The 17,744-nt window shown below is 70.8% G+C and carries 15 protein-coding genes; 9 read left to right on the top strand and 6 right to left on the bottom strand.

Annotated features, from left to right (window positions below):
• Positions 1-10 precede the first annotated feature (10 nt).
• From B0I28_RS15955 to B0I28_RS15925, 7 genes are all read left to right on the top strand, one after another.
• Positions 11-2,728 (top strand): putative bifunctional diguanylate cyclase/phosphodiesterase, encoded by a 2,718-nt coding sequence (locus tag B0I28_RS15955; RefSeq protein ID WP_146148126.1) that lies wholly within the window; start codon positions 11-13, stop codon positions 2,726-2,728.
• 227 nt (positions 2,729-2,955) lie between these two features.
• Positions 2,956-4,836 (top strand): acetolactate synthase large subunit, encoded by a 1,881-nt coding sequence (locus tag B0I28_RS15950; RefSeq protein WP_106364849.1) that lies wholly within the window; start codon positions 2,956-2,958, stop codon positions 4,834-4,836.
• Between the two features lies 1 nt (position 4,837).
• Positions 4,838-5,359: an acetolactate synthase small subunit gene (gene ilvN, locus B0I28_RS15945; RefSeq protein ID WP_106364848.1), complete on the top strand. Its 522-nt coding sequence runs from the start codon at positions 4,838-4,840 to the stop codon at positions 5,357-5,359.
• A gap of 19 nt (positions 5,360-5,378) precedes the next feature.
• Positions 5,379-6,389 (top strand): ketol-acid reductoisomerase, encoded by a 1,011-nt coding sequence (gene ilvC, locus B0I28_RS15940; RefSeq protein ID WP_106364847.1) that lies wholly within the window; start codon positions 5,379-5,381, stop codon positions 6,387-6,389.
• Positions 6,390-6,507: 118 nt separating this feature from the next.
• Positions 6,508-6,762 (top strand): type II toxin-antitoxin system VapB family antitoxin, encoded by a 255-nt coding sequence (locus B0I28_RS15935; RefSeq protein WP_106364846.1) that lies wholly within the window; start codon positions 6,508-6,510, stop codon positions 6,760-6,762.
• Positions 6,759-7,190, top strand: coding sequence for a type II toxin-antitoxin system VapC family toxin (locus B0I28_RS15930; protein WP_181245813.1), 432 nt, complete (start codon positions 6,759-6,761; stop codon positions 7,188-7,190). Before B0I28_RS15935 ends, B0I28_RS15930 begins: the two co-directional genes overlap by 4 nt.
• A gap of 60 nt (positions 7,191-7,250) precedes the next feature.
• The gene (locus tag B0I28_RS15925) at positions 7,251-7,481 is read left to right on the top strand and encodes a hypothetical protein (protein WP_106364844.1); all 231 of its coding nucleotides are present in this window, start codon (positions 7,251-7,253) and stop codon (positions 7,479-7,481) included.
• A gap of 80 nt (positions 7,482-7,561) precedes the next feature.
• Here B0I28_RS15925 and B0I28_RS15920 read toward each other — a convergent pair whose 3' ends face one another.
• Genes B0I28_RS15920 through B0I28_RS15895 form a run of 6 tightly spaced genes read right to left on the bottom strand, consistent with a single transcriptional unit; the run spans position 7,562 to position 15,046 of the window.
• On the bottom strand, positions 7,562-7,978 hold the full coding sequence (locus tag B0I28_RS15920) for a roadblock/LC7 domain-containing protein (RefSeq protein ID WP_106365138.1): 417 nt from the start codon (positions 7,976-7,978) through the stop codon (positions 7,562-7,564).
• Between the two features lie 14 nt (positions 7,979-7,992).
• Complete coding sequence (locus tag B0I28_RS15915) at positions 7,993-10,521, bottom strand: sensor histidine kinase (RefSeq protein WP_106364843.1); 2,529 nt, start codon at positions 10,519-10,521, stop codon at positions 7,993-7,995.
• Positions 10,522-10,549: 28 nt separating this feature from the next.
• Positions 10,550-11,260 carry an ABC transporter ATP-binding protein gene (locus B0I28_RS15910; RefSeq protein ID WP_106364842.1) on the bottom strand — a complete coding sequence of 237 codons (711 nt, stop codon included), beginning with the start codon at positions 11,258-11,260 and terminating at the stop codon, positions 10,550-10,552.
• Positions 11,253-12,935, bottom strand: coding sequence for a branched-chain amino acid ABC transporter ATP-binding protein/permease (locus B0I28_RS15905; RefSeq protein WP_106364841.1), 1,683 nt, complete (start codon positions 12,933-12,935; stop codon positions 11,253-11,255). Before B0I28_RS15905 ends, B0I28_RS15910 begins: the two co-directional genes overlap by 8 nt.
• The gene (locus B0I28_RS15900) at positions 12,935-13,813 is read right to left on the bottom strand and encodes a branched-chain amino acid ABC transporter permease (protein ID WP_219926799.1); all 879 of its coding nucleotides are present in this window, start codon (positions 13,811-13,813) and stop codon (positions 12,935-12,937) included. The genes B0I28_RS15905 and B0I28_RS15900 overlap by 1 nt, the downstream gene beginning before the upstream one ends.
• 57 nt (positions 13,814-13,870) lie before the next feature.
• Positions 13,871-15,046, bottom strand: coding sequence for an ABC transporter substrate-binding protein (locus B0I28_RS15895; RefSeq protein ID WP_106364840.1), 1,176 nt, complete (start codon positions 15,044-15,046; stop codon positions 13,871-13,873).
• A gap of 265 nt (positions 15,047-15,311) precedes the next feature.
• Between B0I28_RS15895 and miaB the strand changes: the two genes are divergently transcribed.
• Entirely contained in the window at positions 15,312-16,877 is a 1,566-nt protein-coding gene (gene miaB, locus B0I28_RS15890; protein ID WP_106364839.1) for a tRNA (N6-isopentenyl adenosine(37)-C2)-methylthiotransferase MiaB, read from the top strand.
• Between the two features lie 57 nt (positions 16,878-16,934).
• A complete protein-coding gene (locus tag B0I28_RS15885; RefSeq protein WP_106364838.1) occupies positions 16,935-17,738 on the top strand; it encodes a class I SAM-dependent methyltransferase in 804 nt (267 codons plus the stop codon).
• Positions 17,739-17,744: the final 6 nt, after the last annotated feature.

Here is a 17,744-nt window from a genome sequence, read left to right as displayed (position 1 = left end):
GGACCAGTGGATGACGCCAACCCCCCGTCGCGTCCGGCAATCGCTGTCGTGGACCGCGACCGCCGCAGTGTGGTGCTCCGTGCTCGCGGCGGCCGTCGCCGTCGCCCTCGACACCGCGTTCGGGACCATCGCACCCGGGACCGCCGCCGCCCTCGGCTCCATCGGCGCCGCCTGCGCCGGATCGCTCATGTGGCGCGCCGCCCGCCGCATCGAGGCGGGCCGCCGCACCACCTACCAGCTCATGGCCGCCGGCATCCAGACCATGGCCGCGTCCTTCGCCGCCGCGGTCTGGCTCCCCGACCCCGCGGGGGACGCCGTCGCCGGGTCCGGGTTCGCCGCGGCGGTCGTCCTCTGGGCCCTCGCCCTCCTGCGCCTGCCCGACCGCGGCTGGGCCCCGCAAGCGGTCCAGCGGCGCCTCGTCGACGGCTCCTTCGTCGGCCTCTGCGTGCTCTTCTTCGCCTGGACCCTGTTCGCGCGCCCCCTGTTCGCGCAGATGCGCGGCCCCCTCGGCGAAGGCGACCTCGCCATCGTCATCCCCGGCATGATGGGGATCGTCATGCTCGGCGTCGGCTTCACCACCACCTTCCGCATCCAGCGCTGGCGCCGCCGCCACGCCTCCGCGTACCTCGCCGTCTTCGCCGTCCACTTCACCGGCCTGTCCACGTTCGTGGCCTGGCAGTGGCTGCGCCCCGAGGAGCGCGTCCTGTGGTGGTCCGTCGCCTGGGTCGCCACCTGCGCGGCCCTCCTCGGCGTCACCTACTTCGCCGCCCGCCGCCACAAGCCCGCCCCGATCGACAAGCCCAACTACCCCGGCGTCCACTACACCGTCATGGCCGGGGCCGGCGCCCTCGCCGCCGCCACCGTCCTCATCAACGGCGCCACCCGCGGCGCGCTCCCGCTCGACGCGGCCCTCCTCGGCCTCGCCGCCGTCGGCGCCCTCGGCGCCCGCCTCGTCCTCACCTACTTCGACGTCAGACGCGTCACCGGCGAGGCCGCGGCCCGGCAGCGCCGCCTCTCCGCGATCGTCGGCGTCGCCTCCGACACCGTCCTCGTCCTCGACGAGGAGCTCAAGGTCACCTGGCACCCCGAGGACTCCGCGTGGCGGCCCGCCACCGAAGCGGGCGATTGCCTCGGCGAGTCCTTCCTCGACCTCGTCCACGTCGACGACCGCCGCCACACCGCCGAGGACCTGCGCACCCTCCTCGACGGCCTCAGCCACACCGGCCAGGTCTCCCTGAACGTCCGCGTCCGCGACGCCTCCCGCCGCTGGCGCCACACCGAGACCGTCGTCTCCGACCTCCGCGGCCGCCCCCAGGTGCGCGCCCTCGTCGCCCGCGTCGAGGACGTCGGCGCCCGCAGGAGCCTGGAGACCGAGCTCGCCCGCATGGCCTACTCCGACCCCCTCACCGGCCTCGCCAACCGCCGGGCGCTCCTCCAGAGCCTCGAAGACGGCGTCGCCGCCGAAGAGCACCAGACCGCCCTGCTCCTGCTCGACCTCGACGGCTTCAAGAACGTCAACGACACCCGCGGCCACGACTTCGGCGACGAGCTCCTCGTCGAGGTCTCCCGCCGCATCAAGGAACTCCTGCGCCCCACCGACGTCGGCGCCCGCCTCGGCGGCGACGAGTTCGCGATACTGCTGCGCGCCAGCCGGGCCGAGGCCGTCGCCACCGCCAAGGCGCTCGTCGCCCGCCTCGGCGAGCCGTACGAGTTCCACGACGAGTCCACCGTCTTCGTCACCGGCTCGGTCGGCATCGCCACCGCCGCAGAGGGACTCGGCGACCCCGAACTGCTCCTGCGCAACGCCGACCTCGCCCTGCGCGCCGCCAAGCAGGCCGGGAAGAACCGCTACGCCACCTACGACGCCGAGTTCGACCGCGTCGTGCGCCGCAAGAACGAGCTGTCCCAAGAGCTGCGCGGCGCCATCCTCCGCGACGAGCTCCGCCTCGTCTACCAGCCCGTCTTCTCCACCGCCGACCGCTCCATCGTCGGCGCCGAGGCTCTCATGCGCTGGCACCACCCCCGGCTCGGCCATGTCAGCCCCGCCGAGTTCATCCCCGCCGCCACCGAGTCCGGCCTCACCCAGGACCTCGCCGTGTGGACCGTCAACCGCGCCGCCGAGCAGCTCGCCGCCTGGGCCAACGGCGGCATCAAAGCCTGGATCTCCGTCAACGTCTCCGTCAAGGAGCTCCACACCCACCTGTTCGCCACCGAGGTCAACACCGCGCTCATCGCCGCGGGCGTCCCCGCCAAGCGCCTCGTGCTCGAAGTCACCGAGCACGACTTCTCCCACCAGATGAACACCCTCATCGCCCAGCTCGGCGCTCTGAGGGGCGCGGGCGTGCGGATCGCCTTGGACGACTTCGGATCCGGGTACTCCTCCCTCGGCCAGCTCGACCGCCTCCCCGTCGACATCCTCAAGATCGACCGCGACCTCATCGCCAAGGACGACGGCGGCGTCGGCCCCCTCGCCGCCGTCACCGTCGCCCTCGGCCGCATCCTCGGCATGGAGGTCATCGCCGAAGGCGTCGAGACCGACCTCCAGCTCAACGCCATGATCGCCGCCGAAGCCCCACTGGTGCAGGGCTACCTGCTCGCCAAGCCCATGGACCCCGACGACCTGACGCGCTGGCTCACCGAGGAGCCCAGGGCCCTCCCGTCCGGGCCGTACGACGTGCCCGGGCCCCGCGACACGCCGAGCGACGTCCCGGAGTCTGAGAAAAGTTGACTCACGGGCCGGAATCGTGAATCATGGGGGGCGTGCCGCAGCAGAACTACGACCAGAACGCGACCGAGGCCCTCGCCGCCCGGCCGCTCGTCGTAGTACTTACCTAGCGCACCGTCGTTCCTTGACGGTGCGCTCGCCCCGTGCGTCCTAGCACGCGGGCGATTTTTTCTGCCCGGGGAACGACGCCGCATGTCGAACCAGCCACATCTCCCTATTGGACGAAGGACATGAGCACACCAGTGAAGGCACCCAAGCCAGGCCCGCAGGCCGGATCGGCGGGGACGCAGGCTGCCAAAGCTCAGCCCGCGAGGCCGAAGGCACCCAGGCCCGCACCCCCGCTCGGCGCTCCCGCCGCCGCGCCCGTCCTCACCGGGGCGCAGGCCGTCGTCCGCGCCCTCGAAGAGCTCGAAGTCGAGGCGGTCTTCGGCATCCCGGGCGGCGCGATCCTCCCGGCCTACGACCCGCTCCTGGACTCCGAGAAGGTGCGCCACGTCCTCGTCCGCCACGAGCAGGGCGCCGGCCACGCCGCCCAGGGCTACGCGCTCGCCACCGGCCGCGTCGGCGTGTGCATGGCGACCTCCGGCCCCGGCGCGACCAACCTGGTGACGCCGCTCGCCGACGCCCACATGGACTCCGTCCCGATCGTCGCCATCACCGGCCAGGTCGCCTCGACCGCGATCGGCACCGACGCGTTCCAGGAGGCCGACATCGTCGGCATCACCATGCCGATCACCAAGCACTCGTACCTGGTGACCACCGGCGAGGAGATCCCGCGCGTGCTCGCCGAGGCCTTCCACGTGGCCTCGACCGGCCGCCCCGGGCCCGTCCTCGTCGACATCCCCAAGGACATCCTGTCGGGCTCCGCCCCCTTCGTGTGGCCGCCCAAGATGGACCTGCCCGGGTACCGGCCCACGACGCAGCCGCACGGCAAGCAGATCCGCGAGGCCGCCGCGCTCATCGCCGAGGCCAAGCGCCCCGTGCTCTACGTCGGCGGCGGCGTCGTCAAGTCCGGCGCCCACGCCGAGCTGCGCGAGCTCGCCGAACTGACCGGCGCGCCCGTCATCACCACCCTGATGGCCCGCGGCGCCTTCCCCGACTCGCACCCGCAGCACCTGGGCATGCCCGGCATGCACGGCTCGGTGCCCGCCGTCCACGCGCTCCAGAAGTCCGACCTCATCGTCGCCCTGGGCGCGCGCTTCGACGACCGCGTCACCGGCAAGCTCGACTCGTTCGCGCCCGAGGCGAAGATCGTCCACGTCGACATCGACCCGGCCGAGATCGGCAAGAACCGCGAAGTGGACGTGCCGATCGTGGGCGACTGTCGCGCCGCCATCGCCGCCATGACGGAGGCGTACGCCGACCCCGGCAAGGAGCGCCTGAAGACCTGGTGGGAGACCCTCGACGACCTGCGCGGCCGGTATCCGCTGGGCTACACCGACATCGACGACGGCCTGCTGTCCCCGCAGTACGTCATCGAGCGCCTGGGCGCCCTCGCCCCCGAGGACACCATCTGGACCGCGGGCGTGGGCCAGCACCAGATGTGGGCCTCCCAGTTCATCAAGTACGAGACCCCCGGGACGTTCCTCAACTCGGGCGGCCTGGGCACCATGGGCTTCGCCGTCCCGGCTGCCATGGGCGCCAAGCTCGGCGAGATGGGCCGCACCGTGTGGGCCGTCGACGGCGACGGGTGCTTCCAGATGACCAACCAGGAGCTCGCGACCTGCGCGGTCGAGGGCATCCCGATCAAGGTCGCCGTCATCAACAACGGCAACCTCGGCATGGTGCGCCAGTGGCAGACCCTGTTCTACGACAAGCGGTACTCCAACACGAACCTGTCGACGCACCACTCCGAGGCGTCCCCGCGCATCCCCGACTTCGTGAAGCTCGCCGAGGCCCTCGGCTGCGTCGGCCTGCGCGCCGAGACCCCCGAGGAAGTGGACGCGGTCATCGCCCAGGCCAACGCGATCAACGACCGGCCCGTCGTCGTGGACTTCACCGTCGGCCCCGACGCCATGGTGTGGCCGATGGTCCCCGCCGGGGTCTCCAACGACGAGATCCTCTACGCGCGCGACGTGCGCCCCAACTTCGACGACGAGGGCGAGATCTGAGATGAGCAAGCACACGCTGTCCGTCCTCGTCGAGAACAAGCCGGGCGTCCTCGCCCGGGTCGCCGCCCTGTTCTCCAGGCGCGGCTTCAACATCGAGTCCCTCGCCGTCGGGCTGACCGAGCACCCCGGCGTCAGCCGCATCACCATCGTGGTCGACGTCGAGGCGGGCTCGCTGGAGCAGGTCACCAAGCAGCTCAACAAGCTCGTCCACGTCCTCAAGATCGTGGAACTCGAAGCGGGCGCCTCCGTGCAGCGCGAACTGCTGCTGGTGAAGGTCCGCGCCGACGCCGCCACCCGCGGCCAGGTGATCGCGGCCGCCGAGCTGTTCAAGGCCCGCTCGGTCGACGTCACACCCGACACGGTCACCTTCGAGGTCACCGGGAACCACGACAAGATCGAGGCGTTCCTGGAAGTCCTGGAGCCGTTCGGGATCAAGGAGCTCGTCCAGTCGGGGACGGTCGCACTCGGGCGGGGGGCCAAATCGATGGCCTCGCTGTCGCGCTACGTCTCACCGAATAGCTAGTCAAGAAGGAAGCATTTGCATGTCCGCTGAAGTGTTCTACGACGACGACGCCGACCTGGCCCTCATCCAGGGCAAGAAGGTCGCCGTCCTCGGCTACGGCTCGCAGGGCCACGCCCACTCGCTGAGCCTGCGGGACTCCGGCGTCGAGGTCGTCATCGGCCTCCAGGAAGGGTCGAAGTCCCGCCCGAAGGCCGAGGAGGCGGGCCTGAAGGTGCTCACCCCGGCCGAGGCCGCCGCGTGGGCCGACGTCATCATGATCCTCGTCCCCGACACCGTGCAGGCCAAGCTGTACGCCGACGAGATCGCGCCGAACCTGTCCGCCGGGAACTCCCTGTTCTTCGGCCACGGCTTCAACATCCGCTACGACCTGATCCAGGCCCCCGCGGACGTCAACGTCGCCATGGTCGCCCCGAAGGGCCCGGGCCACATGGTCCGCCGCCAGTTCGTCGACGGCAAGGGCGTCCCCGCCCTCGTCGCGGTCGAGCAGGACCCGTCCGGCGACACCCAGGCCGTCGCCCTCTCCTACGCGAAGGCCATCGGCGGCACCCGCGCCGGCGTCCTCAAGACCACCTTCAAGGAGGAGACCGAGACCGACCTGTTCGGCGAGCAGGTCGTCCTCTGCGGCGGCACCGCCGAGCTCATCCGCGCCGGCTTCGAGACCCTGGTGGAAGCGGGCTACGCGCCCGAGGCCGCCTACTTCGAGTGCCTCCACGAGCTCAAGCTCATCGTGGACATGATCTACGAGGGCGGCCTCACCAACATGTGGTACTCCGTCTCCGACACCGCCGAGTACGGCGGCGTCTCCCGCGGCTCGCGCATCATCAACGACGACACCCGCAAGGAGATGAAGCGCATCCTCGGCGAGATCCAGGACGGCACCTTCGCCAAGGAGTGGGTCGCCGAGTCCGAGAAGCGCGAGAACTTCAAGAAGCTCCAGGCCGTCCAGACCGACAACCAGCTCGAAGAGGTCGGCAAGAAGATGCGCGACCTCATGCCCTGGGTCCAGCGCAAGATCACGGAAACCGCCTAGGTTTTCAGCACCTCGACCGGTGGGCCGGGAGCCGCTTCGCGACTCCCGGCCCACCGGCGTTTCCGAGGCCGCGGCGCATTGATTCTAGATTTCGAGAACCAGCGGTAGAATTCCAGACATGGCACTGAGCATCAAAAGCGCCGAGGCCGACCGGCTCGCGCGCGAGCTGGTCGCGGCCACCGGCGAATCCCTGACGGAGGCCGTCGAGAAGGCGATCCGCGAACGCCTGGAGCGGCAGACGCACGGCACCCGCTCCCGACGCATCGGCCACCGACTCGACGCGCTGCGCGCCGAGCTGCGGGAACTGCCGGTGGTCGACGACCGCACCGCCGACGAGATCCTGGGATACGACGAGAACGGCCTGCCCACGTGACCGAAGCAGACTTCCTCGTCGTGGACGCTTCCGCCGCGGTCGCGATCCTGAGCGGCGAACCAGGCGCCGACTGGCTGGCCGAGGCGCTCAAGAAGACGACCGCGGCGGTCATGCCCGCGGCGACCTATCTTGAGCTGAGCATGGTCCTGGAGTCCCGTTTCGGTCCGCGCGAGACCGGAATCGCGGCTCGGTTCGTCCGCGACGCGGAGATCGACATCGTCGATGTGACGGCCAAGTCGGCCGAACGGGCGCTCGAATCATGGCGCCGGTTCGGCAAAGGGCGACATCCCGCCAAACTGAACTTCGGCGACTGCATCGTCTACGGCATCGCCGCCGAACTCGGCTGGCCGATCCTCTGCGTCGGCGACGACTTCGTCCGGACCGACATCGAAGTCATGAGACCGCCAGAGAACACCGAGACCATCTAGTCCCGGCATCTGTGCCAGCATCATCAGGCATATGGAATGCCTGGAGGAGGGGTGGTTGCGATGAAGGAATACACCGTCACTGCGACGCGAGTGCACGGCCGGTGGGAACTCGACGTCCCCGGTGTTGGCGTCACCCAGTCGACCACCGCTGGAGGCGCAGAGGAGATGGTCCGCGACTACCTCGACTGCCTCGGCGTCGCCGAGGCCGATACCGCACCGATCGCCATCGTCTGGCACATGGCCCCTGACAGCGCGTCTCGCAGCTTTCGAAGGCCGCCTGACCGCTTATAGGCCTGTGGTTCATAAAACTGTGGACCTGCAAACCTGAGGCCGGAAGCCGCGGAGCGGCTTCCGGCCTCTTCGCTTGTCGGTCAGTGCTGCTGGTATTGGGCGGCGTAGACCTGGCGGGCGGCGGGGGTGAGGGCCGGGCCGACCTGGTTGATGAGGTTGGCGAGTTCGTGGCCGACCTGGCCGATGTCGCAGTTGAGGCCGGCGAGGGCGAGGATGCTGGCGCCGCTCGACACGGACATCGAGAACATGAAGCCGCCGTTCATCTCCGTGAGGTTGGAGATGACCGGGTCGGCCTGGAGCGACCGGGCCGCACCGGCGAGGAGGCTCGTCAGACCCGAGGCGATGGCGGAGAGGCGCTCGGCCTCGTCGCGCGGCAGCGTGTTGTTCGAGGCGATGAGCAGGCCGTCGGCGGCCACGGCGATCACGTGCGTCACGTGGGGCACCCGGCCGACGAAGTCGTTGAGAAGGAAGTCCAGTTGCGCACTAGTGGTGTTCATGATCGTTCTCCGGGTCATTTCTCATTTTGGGGTCCAGCGGTCCTGCTGCTCGAAAGGCCGCGGGCGTACGCGGAGTACGTCGCGCCGATGCTCCGGGGGTTGCGCTCGATGACCATGCCGTCCTGACCCGGGCTGGGGGCGACCGCGCCGGGGACCAGATTCGTCATCGGGTCCCGCCGCGGCAGGCCGTTCGGCCCGAACGCGGGCGGTTTCTTCGGTTGGGGCAGTGCATGACCGGCCCGCAGGGACGGGTCGGCGTGCACCACGGTCACGTCGAACTTGATCTCCGGGAGCTCGGAGAGCACGGCCGTCGTCGAGGAGGAGAGTACCGGGAGCGGGCGCGTGTCGTCCACAGCGGAGACACGCGGGCTCGGACCCGCGGGGAGCGCCTTCGGTTCGGGCGCAACGTGCTTGGCGGGCTGACGCTGCCCCGGGACCTGGGGCGGCGCGGCGTCGGCGCCGTCGGGGCGGCCGAACAGCGGAGCGTTGCGGCGGGGCCGCGGCAGCGGCACGGTCCGCGCCCCGGCCGCGGTGCCCGTGAGGTTCTCCGGGCGCTGGCTGCGCGGCGGCGGGGTGAACGAGAGCAGCGTGCCGGGCACGGCGATCTCGGCGACGACGCCGCCGCCGATCGAGGGCCGCAGCTCGACTTCGATGCCGTGCCGCCCGGCGAGGAAGCCGACCACGGTGAGCCCCATGGCCTGCATGGCCTCCAGGTCCACCGGGGTATCGCGGCGGAGGCGGTCGTTGAACCGCTCCATCCGGTCGGGCTCGATGCCGATGCCGTGGTCGCGCACCTGGATGATGACCTTCCCGGTGAGGACCCGGGCGGTGATCTCGGCGGCCGACTCCGAATAGCGGGTGGCGTTGTCCATGAGCTCGGCGAGGAGCTGCACGACGTCGTCGACGTGGTCGGCCTTGACCCACGCGCCCTCGTCGGCCGCGGCCTCGATGCGCGTGTAGTACTCGATGCGGCTCTGGGCCGCGATGAGCACGTCGTCGAGCGAGGCGTCGGTGGTGCGGACCTTCGCGGCCGAGGAGCCGCCGAGGACCAGCAGGGAGTCGTTGGCGCGCCCGATGAGCGACGCGAGGTGGTCGAGGCGGAACAGCCGCTGGAGCCGCTCGGGGTCCTGCTCGTTCTGCTCCGCCGCGTCGAGTTCGGCGGTGAGCCGCCCGGTGAGCGAGTGGCCGCGGCGGGCGAGGCGCACGAAGATCGCGCCGACGTGGTACCGCAGGAGCGCCTGCTGCGCGGAGACGCGGATGGCCTCGCGGTGGACGATGTTGAACGCCTCGCCGACCTCGCTGAGCTCGTCGTCGCCGCGGACCTGCATGGGCGGGGTCGTGCGGGCGGCGTACTCGAACGGGCTGAGCCCGCCGAGGCCCTGCTGCTGGTCGACGCGCTTGACGGCCTGCGGCAGGTCGACCATGGCGATCTGCCGGGCCGAGCCCGACAGGTCGCGCAGACCCCGCGTGACCGAGCGGCCGATGGTGAACGCGATGAGGAACGCGATGGCGAGCGCCACGATCGCGATGATCGATTCCGTTGCGAGCCTTCGGATCGCGGCGGCGCTGACGGCTTCGGCCTCCGCGGTCGCCTCGTCGAACGAGGCGGTCACGAGCTCCGTGGTCGCCGCGTGGCGGGCGTCGTACGCGGCCATGAGCGCGTAGTGCTCGACCTCCTGCTCTTCGTCGGATCGCGAGCCCGCGATGGTGCTCTCGAACGCGTTGGCCTCGCGGGCGTCGGCGGCGCCGAGGCCGCCCACCTCGAAGACGGCGGCGTCGGGGTCGGTCTGGGCGAGCATGCGGCGGTACTCGGCGAGGGACTCCTCGCGGGCGGCGGTGAGCCGCATGAAGGTCCGGTGCTTGCCCGCGAGCGGGCGGCCGTCTTCGAGCGAGAGCACGAGCATGCGGATCTGCTCGGAGGACTCGTCGATCGCGGCCAGGAGCGCGGCGGTGCGCACGGTCCGGGTCAGCTCCGAGGTCCCGGCGAGGTCGACGACGTGGTCGAGGACGGCCGCGAGGCGGGAGACCACGGAGTTGTACACCGTGAGGTGGACGGCGGCGACGGAGCCGTCGCGGACGGCCTCGCGGGCGATGCCGAGCCGCTCCAGCGGCGCGTCGGCGCGGTCGAGGAGCGCCTCCGACTCGTCGTCGAGGGCGAGGGAGGCACGGGTCGCGGCGAGCGCGTCGAGCGCCGCGCCGGTGTCGGTCTCGTTGCCCGCGAACGAGTTCTGGATGGACTCGACGTCGGTGACGCCGGTCTGCTCCTGGTACACGAGCCGGGCGGCGTCCTTGCGCTCGGCCTGGATCGCGACGATCACGGCGTTGACGTCCCGGGCGAGCTCGACGGCGTCGGCGGTCGCGCCGATGTCGCGCGCCTCGTCCGCCGACTCGACCAGGCGGAGCGCTACCATCCCGGCCAGGGTGAGCGCCGGGACGAGCAGCATGATCGTCAGCTTGGTCCGGATTCTCATGCGGGACCAGGGGCCGCCGCGCGGGCGCCGCTTCGACTGCGAAGGCGGGGACTCGGCTAGCTCATCGTTCATCTCAGGGGTTCCTTCGGCGGGCGCGGCGCTACTCGACGCCCAGATAGGCTTTCACGACTCGGGGGTCTTGCAGGAGTTCGGAGGCGGGGCCGCTGTGGGCGATCTCCCCGGTCTCCAGGACGTGCCCGGTGTCGGCCGCGCGCAGCGCCCGGCGGGCGTTCTGCTCGACCAGCACGACGGTCACGCCCGAGGCGCGGATCTTCTCGATGACCGCGAAGACCTCGTCGACCATCTTGGGGGCCAGCCCCATCGAGGGCTCGTCCAGCAGGACGACCCGCGGCCTGGCGATCATCGCGCGCGCGATCGCCAGCATCTGCTGCTCGCCGCCCGACAGCGACCCGGCGGGCAGGGCCCGCCGCTCGGCCAGGACGGGGAACAGGTCGTACATCTCGGATTCGGGGGCCGCCTGGCGGCGGCGCCGGTGCGCGCCGAGGAGCAAGTTCTCGGCGACGGTGAGGGTGCCGAGGATCTGGCGCCCTTCGGGGACGAGGACGAGCCCGGCGGCGACGCGGCGGTGCGCGGGGCGGCGGGTGACGTCCTCGCCTTGGAAGCGGATGCGGCCCGCGGCGGGGCGGACCAGGCCGGAGGCGGCGGCGAGCACGGAGCTCTTGCCCGCGCCGTTGGCGCCGACGAGGGCGAGGAGGCCGCCTTCGGGGACGCTGAAGGACACGTCCCTGACGGCCTGCACGCGCCCGTAGGCGACCTTGAGCGACTCCACTTCGAGGATCGGTTCAGACATGTTCGGACTCCTCGTGCTCGGTGCCCAGGTACGCCTCGACGACCCGCGGGTCGGCGGCGACCTCGCGCGGCTCGCCCTCGGCGATGACCTCGCCGAAGTCGAGGACGACGAGGCGGGTGCAGGCGTCGAGGACCATCTTCACGTTGTGCTCGATGAACAGGACGGTGACGCCGTCGTCGGCGAGGCCGCGGATGAGCCCGGCGAGTTCGAGCGCCTCGACGTGGTTCATGCCCGCGGCGGGCTCGTCGAGGATGAGCAGGGTGGGGTGGGCCGCGAGGGCGCGGGCGATCTCCAGGCGGCGGCGGTCGCCGTAGGAGAGGGCGCCGGGGCGGGCGGCGGCGCGGTCGGCGAGGCCGACGCGTTCCAGCTGGGCCCAGGCGAGCGCGAGGGCGCGGCGCTCGTCGCGGCGGGCCGAGGGGAGCCACAGGAGGCGGCGCAGGTACGTGGAGCGGCTGACGACGTGCGTGCCGACGAGGACGTTGTCGAGGACGGTGAGGCGCTCGAACAGCTTGGAGTGCTGGAAGGTCCGACTCACCCCGGCCTGCGCGAAGCGGTGGGGGCGCGAGCCGATCGGGACGCCGAGGACGGTTCCCTCTCCGGCAGTGGGGGGTTCGAGGCCGGAGATCATGTTGACGAGGGTGGTCTTCCCGGCGCCGTTGGGGCCGATGACGCCGAGGACTTCCCCGGCGCGGATCTCCAGGTCGACGCCGCGCACGGCGTTGACGGCGCCGTAGCTCTTGGCGAGGCCGGTCACGGAGGCGAGGGGCGTCCCGGGGTCGGGGAGCGGGTCGAGGGCGTCGAGGGGCGCGTAGTCGGGGCCGGGCCGCGCCGGCGCGGGTCGCAGCCGCGCGAACAGGGTCGACAGGCCGCCGGGGAGGAACAGGATCACGGCGAGCAGGAGCACGCCGGTGACGAGCGGGTGGATCCAGCCCGCTTCGAGGCCGAGGGCGTTCTGCACTTCCGGGACGGCGCCGAGGAACACGGCGCCGAGGACGGGACCGAAGAACACGAGGTAGCCGCCGAGGACTGCGGTGACGAGGCCGCTCACGGTGAGGCTGAAGTCGAACGAGACGGGCGTGATGCGGCCGAAGAAGTACGCGAACATGACGCCGTAGACGCCGGCGATGGCGCCGGAGGCGACGAACGAGGCCATGCGGGTGCGGGCGACGTCGACGCCCATGGACCCGGCGGCGAGCTCGTCCTCGCGGACGGCGGCGAACGCGCGGCCCGAGCGGGAGGGCCCGAGCCGCCAGAACAGGTACGCGAGGACCGCGACGACGGCCCACGCGAAGTCGAAGGTCACCCACCGGTCCAGGCGCATGCCGAGGGCGCCGTTCGTCCACTCGGCGTTGTTGATGAGCACGCGGATCATCTCCGCGGACGCGATGGTCGCGATAGCGAGGAACACGCCGCGCAGGCGCAGCACCGGCAGGCCCACGACGAACGCGGCGGCGGCGCCGACGAGCGCCCCCATGGGCAGGCCCACGATGACGGGGGAGATCGATCCGGCGATGGGCTCGGTCGGGACCACGAGCGTCGAGACGTAGGCCGCGAGGGACGCGAACCCGGCCTGGCCGAGGCTGAGCTGCCCGGCCATGAGGACCACGTGGAAGGAGTAGGCGAGGATCGCGCCGAGCGCGATCGTGGTGATGAGGGCGTCGTATCCGGCGAGCATCAGACCTCCCTGACCTTGACGTGGCCGAAGAGGCCCCTCGGGCGCAGCACGAGCACGGCGAAGAGCAGCGCGAACGCGACCATGCTCTTCCAGGTGGAGTCGAACAGGTGGATCGTGAGGGCCTCGGCGACGCCGAGCACCACCCCGGCGGCCATGGCGCCCCACAAAGAGCCGAGGCCGCCGAGGATGATGACGGCGAAGCCGACCAGCTCGATCGAGGCGCCGAGGTCGCGCCCGGCCTGGCCGAGGTTGAGCGCGAGGAGGGCCCCGGCGACGGTGCCGAGCGCCGACGAGAGCGCGTACGTCCCCGCCGTCACCCGCCCCACGTTGACGCCGAGGACCTTCGCCGCGGTCGGGTTCTCCGCGACGGCCCGCATGGACCGGCCCAGCGAGGTGGCCGAGACGAGCCAGGCGAGGCCGAGCATGAGGACCAGCGCGAGGCCGAGCGTCACCAGCTGCGTCAGGGTGACCCTGACGCCGGCGACCTCGAAGAGCCGGTTGGGGAAGTAGTCCGCCGCGAAGTGCTGCGGGTCGGTGCCGTAGCGCGCCTGGAGGAGCGCGATGACGACGCCGCCGAGCGCGACGGAGGAGATGAGGCCGGCGAAGTGCTCGTCGTCCCGGCCGCGCAGCGGCCGGAACGCGATGCGCTCCACCAGGACCCCGGCGAGCGCCCCGAACAGGGCCACCACCGGGAACAGGATCCAGATCGGGATCGCGGTCCGCGCCGCGACCTCGATGCCGATGAACGCCCCGGCCGTGAACACCGCCGGATGGGCGAGGTTCAGATGTCGGAGCACGCCGAACACGAGCGTGAAGCCGATCGCGAAGAGCGCGTAGATCGAGCCTGCGAACACGCCGTTCGCCAACTGTTGCAGCATGTCTGGATTCCTGTGGAGTGGTGGGGAAGGGGGTCCGCCGGGGTCCCGGCGAAGCGGTTACAGCAGCGTGAAGGCGCCGTCGTGGACGATCTGGACCACGGGCTCCTGAGTGACCTCGCCGCCCTCGTCGATCGAGATCGGGCCGAGGATGGAGTCGTATTCGAGGATCTGGCCGAGGTTGTCCTTGATGGCCTCGCGGTTCGCGTCGCAGTCGGCGCGGATCGCCTGGTCGAGGAGGTACGCGGCGGTGTACGCCTGGGCGGCGAACTGGTCGGGCGCGCGGCCGTACTTCTCGGTGTAGTTCGCGATGAACTCGGCGTTCCCGGTGGTGTCGGAGGCCGCGCTCCAGGCGCCGCCGACGATGAGGCCCTCGGACGCGTCTTCGAGGGCGCCGACGAGGACGGGGGAGTTGAAGGCGTTGCCGCCGACGATGGGGGCCTCGATGCCGAGGTTGCGGGCCTGCTTGACGAGCGGGACGGTCGCGCCGGGCAGGGCCGAAAGGATGACGGCGTCCGGCTCGGCTTCGAGCACGGAGGTGAGCTGCGCCGCGAAGTCGGTGTCGGCGGTCTCGAAGGTCTCCTCGGCGACGATCTCGATGTTCTCGTCGTTGAGGACGTCCTTGATCGTGTTCGCCGCGGAGGTGGTGAACTCGTCGGCGTTGTCGTAGAGGACCGCGACCTTGGTCAGGCCCAGGGCCTCCTTGGCGGCGGGGATGGACGCGGCGAGGGCCACTTCCTCGGGCAGCGAGGCGCGGAAGATGTAGTCGCCCATCTCCGGGATGCCCTCCGCGGTCGTGGAGACGCCGAGCGCGGGGACGCCGGCGCTCTCGGCGTCGGTGTAGGTCGTGAAGGCCATGTTGGAGAGGGTCGGGCCGACAATGGCGGACACCTCGTCGCGGTCGATGAGCTTCCCGAACGCGGCGACGGAGTCCTCGACGCTGGTCTTGTCGTCCTCCTGGATCACCTCGTAGGTGATGCCCCCGGCGGCGTTGAGTTCTTCGAAGCCCAGCGCAAGGCCCTCTTGCTGATAGGTGCCGGCGAACGCGGCTGCTTCGGTGAGGCTGAAGACGGCGCCGATCTTGACGGTCTCGTCGATGGTGCAGTCAGCTCCCGTGCCCGAGCCGGAGAGGGCGCTGTCGGAGGAGGCTTCGTTCGTGTCTTCCGAGACACAGGCACCGGTCGCGAGCAGGGCGGCAGCGGCCAAGACCGCGCCGGTGGTGGATTTGAGGCGCATGTTCTTCCTTGAATGGAAATGATGATAAGAGAGGCTCGTGGGGTCTTTGGTGGGGAAGCCACCGTCTCGTGGGGGATCAGGCGGCACGCAGGCCACCTTATAAGGACGGTGAGAGCCGCACAAGACCGGACAACAATAAGTTTGTGCGACTTGCTGGCTTTACCGTGAACAATCAGGGTGAACATCGCGCACTCTGTGAAAGGTTGTGAACAGGCGGACGGAAGACAGTGCACTGTGGGCGGTGGATCGACTGCGGAGCGTCACCATGCCGTCGCGCTCCCGGCCCTCAACGTGTGACCGGCCTCGCGTCTATCCTGGGGGTGTGGCTGTGAACGGTGTGAAGACGTACCAGGTGAAGACGTACGGCTGTCAGATGAACGTGCACGACTCCGAGCGCATCGGGGGCCTGCTCGAAGCGGCGGGCTACGTCCCGGTCGAGGGGGAGTCGGCGCCGGACCTGGTCGTGTTCAACACCTGCGCGGTGCGCGAGAACGCCGACAACAAGCTGTACGGCAACCTGAGCCACCTCGCGCCCGCGAAGCGCGCCAACCCCGACATGCAGATCGCGGTGGGCGGCTGCCTGGCGCAGAAGGACCGCGGCGAGATCGTCAAGCGCGCCCCCTGGGTCGACGCGGTCTTCGGCACGCACAACATCGGCTCGCTCCCGGTCCTCCTGGAGCGCGCCCGCCACAACCGCGCCGCCGAGGTGGAGATCCTGGAGTCGCTGGAGACGTTCCCCTCCGCCCTCCCCACCAAGCGCGACTCGACCTACTCGGGCTGGGTCTCGATCTCCGTGGGCTGCAACAACACCTGCACGTTCTGCATCGTGCCCTCGCTGCGGGGCAAGGAGAAGGACCGTCGCCCCGGCGAGATCCTCGCCGAGGTCCAGGCGCTCGTCGACGAGGGCGTCTCCGAGGTGACCCTGCTGGGCCAGAACGTGAACACGTACGGCGTCGAGTTCGGCGACAAGCTCGCCTTCGGGAAGCTCCTGCGCGCGTGCGGGGAGATCGAGGGCCTGGAGCGCGTGCGCTTCACCAGCCCGCACCCGAAGAACTTCACCGACGACGTGATCGCGGCGATGGCCGAGACCCCGAACGTCTGCCACCAGCTGCACATGCCGCTCCAGTCCGGCTCCGACCGCGTGCTCAAGGAGATGCGCCGGTCCTACCGGTCGGCCGCGTACCTGGAGATCCTCGGCAAGGTCCGCGCGGCGATGCCCGACGCGGCCATCACCACCGACATCATCGTGGGCTTCCCCGGCGAGACCGAGGAGGACTTCCAGGCCACCCTCGACGTGGTCGAGCAAGCGCGCTTCTCCAGCGCGTTCACGTTCCAGTACTCGATCAGGCCCGGCACGCCCGCCGCCACGATGGCCGACCAGATCCCCAAGGCCGTCGTCCAGGAGCGGTACGAGCGGCTCGTCGAGCTCCAGGAGCGCGTCTCCTGGGAGGAGAACCGCAAGCTCGAAGGCGCCGAGGTCGAGGTGCTCGTCACCGTCGGCGACGGCCGCAAGGACGAGGCCACCGGCCGCCTCTCGGGCCGCGCCCGCGACGGCCGCCTGGTCCACTTCACCGTCACGCCTTCCGAATCGGACCCGACGGGGAACGCCGAGGGCGTGCGCCCCGGCGACGTCGTCACCACCGCGGTCACCTACGGCGCCCCGCACCACCTCGTCGCCGACGGCCCGGTCCTCAAGCACCGCAAGACGAAGGCGGGCGACGCGTGGGCCTCCGGCAAGGCCACCAAGCTCCCCGGCGTCAGCCTCGGCATGCCCTCGATCGGCAAGAAGCCCTTGCCGAAGCAGGACGCCCCCGGCTGCGGCACCTGCTGACCGGCTCCCGGCCCGGCGCATGAGGCGGCCGTCGGCCGCCCGTGCCAGAATCGGGCGATGGAACAGGAAATCGACGTACAGGCCAAGCGCGACCTCATGTACGGCGAACTGGACTTGAGTTCGCTGTCGCTGTTCTCGGGGTCGTTCATCAACTACGGGTACTGGGGCGATCTCGCGCCCGGCCGCGACATCACGCTCGCCGAGCGCACCGCCAGCCAGGCCGAGCTGTACCGGCAGACCCTCGCCCGGATCCCCACGCCCCCAGGGGTACAGCTGCTGGAGATCGGCTGCGGCATCGGCGTGGGGACCGCGCTCGTCGCCCGCGAGTACGCGGCCTACGCCACGGGCCTCGACCGCTCGAAGGCCCAGCTCGCCCGCGCCGCCGACGCCAACGCCGAAGCGCTCGAACGGCTCTCGGGGCGCCTGTCGTTCCAGGAGGGTTCGGCCACCGAGCTGCCGTTCCCCGACGACTCCTTCGACGGCGCCTACTCCGTCGAGGCCCTCCAGCACGTGGACGACCTCGGTGCCGTGGCCCGCGAGGCCCGCCGCGTCATCAGGCCCGGCGGCCACTTCGCGTCCGCCACGTTCTTCGCGCCCGTGGACTCCGGCGAGGGCCCGCTCGCCGACCTGTTGGAGACCGTCGCCTCCGGCGTCGACGTGGTCCACTCCCTCGGCGCCTTCACCACCGACCTGGAGCGGGCCGGATTCGCGCACGTGGCCGCCGAATCCATCGGCGGCCACGTGTGGCACCAGTTCGACCGCTGGGTCGCCCAGACCGAGTACAAGGACTCATGGGGCCGGAACCTGCTGCGCTGCTACGAGAACGGCTGGCTCGACTACTACGTCGTCACCGCCTCCTAGCACCGG

Origin of the sequence: Glycomyces artemisiae, from assembly GCF_003002955.1 — a bacterium.
GTDB lineage: Bacteria > Actinomycetota > Actinomycetes > Mycobacteriales > Micromonosporaceae > Glycomyces > Glycomyces artemisiae.
This window is presented reverse-complemented; position numbering and strand designations above follow the sequence as displayed.

Excerpts from the sequence above, each read along its gene's own strand:
- B0I28_RS15920 (WP_106365138.1), bottom strand. The coding sequence starts at position 7,978 with ATGAACACCACTAGTGCGCAACTGGACTTCCTTCTCAACGACTTCGTC.
- B0I28_RS15885 (WP_106364838.1), top strand. The coding sequence starts at position 16,935 with ATGGAACAGGAAATCGACGTACAGGCCAAGCGCGACCTCATGTACGGC.
- B0I28_RS15895 (WP_106364840.1), bottom strand. The coding sequence starts at position 15,046 with ATGCGCCTCAAATCCACCACCGGCGCGGTCTTGGCCGCTGCCGCCCTG.
- miaB (WP_106364839.1), top strand. The coding sequence starts at position 15,312 with ATGCCGTCGCGCTCCCGGCCCTCAACGTGTGACCGGCCTCGCGTCTAT.
- ilvC (WP_106364847.1), top strand. The coding sequence starts at position 5,379 with ATGTCCGCTGAAGTGTTCTACGACGACGACGCCGACCTGGCCCTCATC.
- B0I28_RS15950 (WP_106364849.1), top strand. The coding sequence starts at position 2,956 with ATGAGCACACCAGTGAAGGCACCCAAGCCAGGCCCGCAGGCCGGATCG.
- B0I28_RS15910 (WP_106364842.1), bottom strand. The coding sequence starts at position 11,260 with ATGTCTGAACCGATCCTCGAAGTGGAGTCGCTCAAGGTCGCCTACGGG.
- B0I28_RS15955 (WP_146148126.1), top strand. The coding sequence starts at position 11 with ATGACGCCAACCCCCCGTCGCGTCCGGCAATCGCTGTCGTGGACCGCG.
- B0I28_RS15935 (WP_106364846.1), top strand. The coding sequence starts at position 6,508 with ATGGCACTGAGCATCAAAAGCGCCGAGGCCGACCGGCTCGCGCGCGAG.
- ilvN (WP_106364848.1), top strand. The coding sequence starts at position 4,838 with ATGAGCAAGCACACGCTGTCCGTCCTCGTCGAGAACAAGCCGGGCGTC.
- B0I28_RS15900 (WP_219926799.1), bottom strand. The coding sequence starts at position 13,813 with ATGCTGCAACAGTTGGCGAACGGCGTGTTCGCAGGCTCGATCTACGCG.
- B0I28_RS15905 (WP_106364841.1), bottom strand. The coding sequence starts at position 12,935 with ATGCTCGCCGGATACGACGCCCTCATCACCACGATCGCGCTCGGCGCG.
- B0I28_RS15925 (WP_106364844.1), top strand. The coding sequence starts at position 7,251 with ATGAAGGAATACACCGTCACTGCGACGCGAGTGCACGGCCGGTGGGAA.
- B0I28_RS15915 (WP_106364843.1), bottom strand. The coding sequence starts at position 10,521 with ATGAACGATGAGCTAGCCGAGTCCCCGCCTTCGCAGTCGAAGCGGCGC.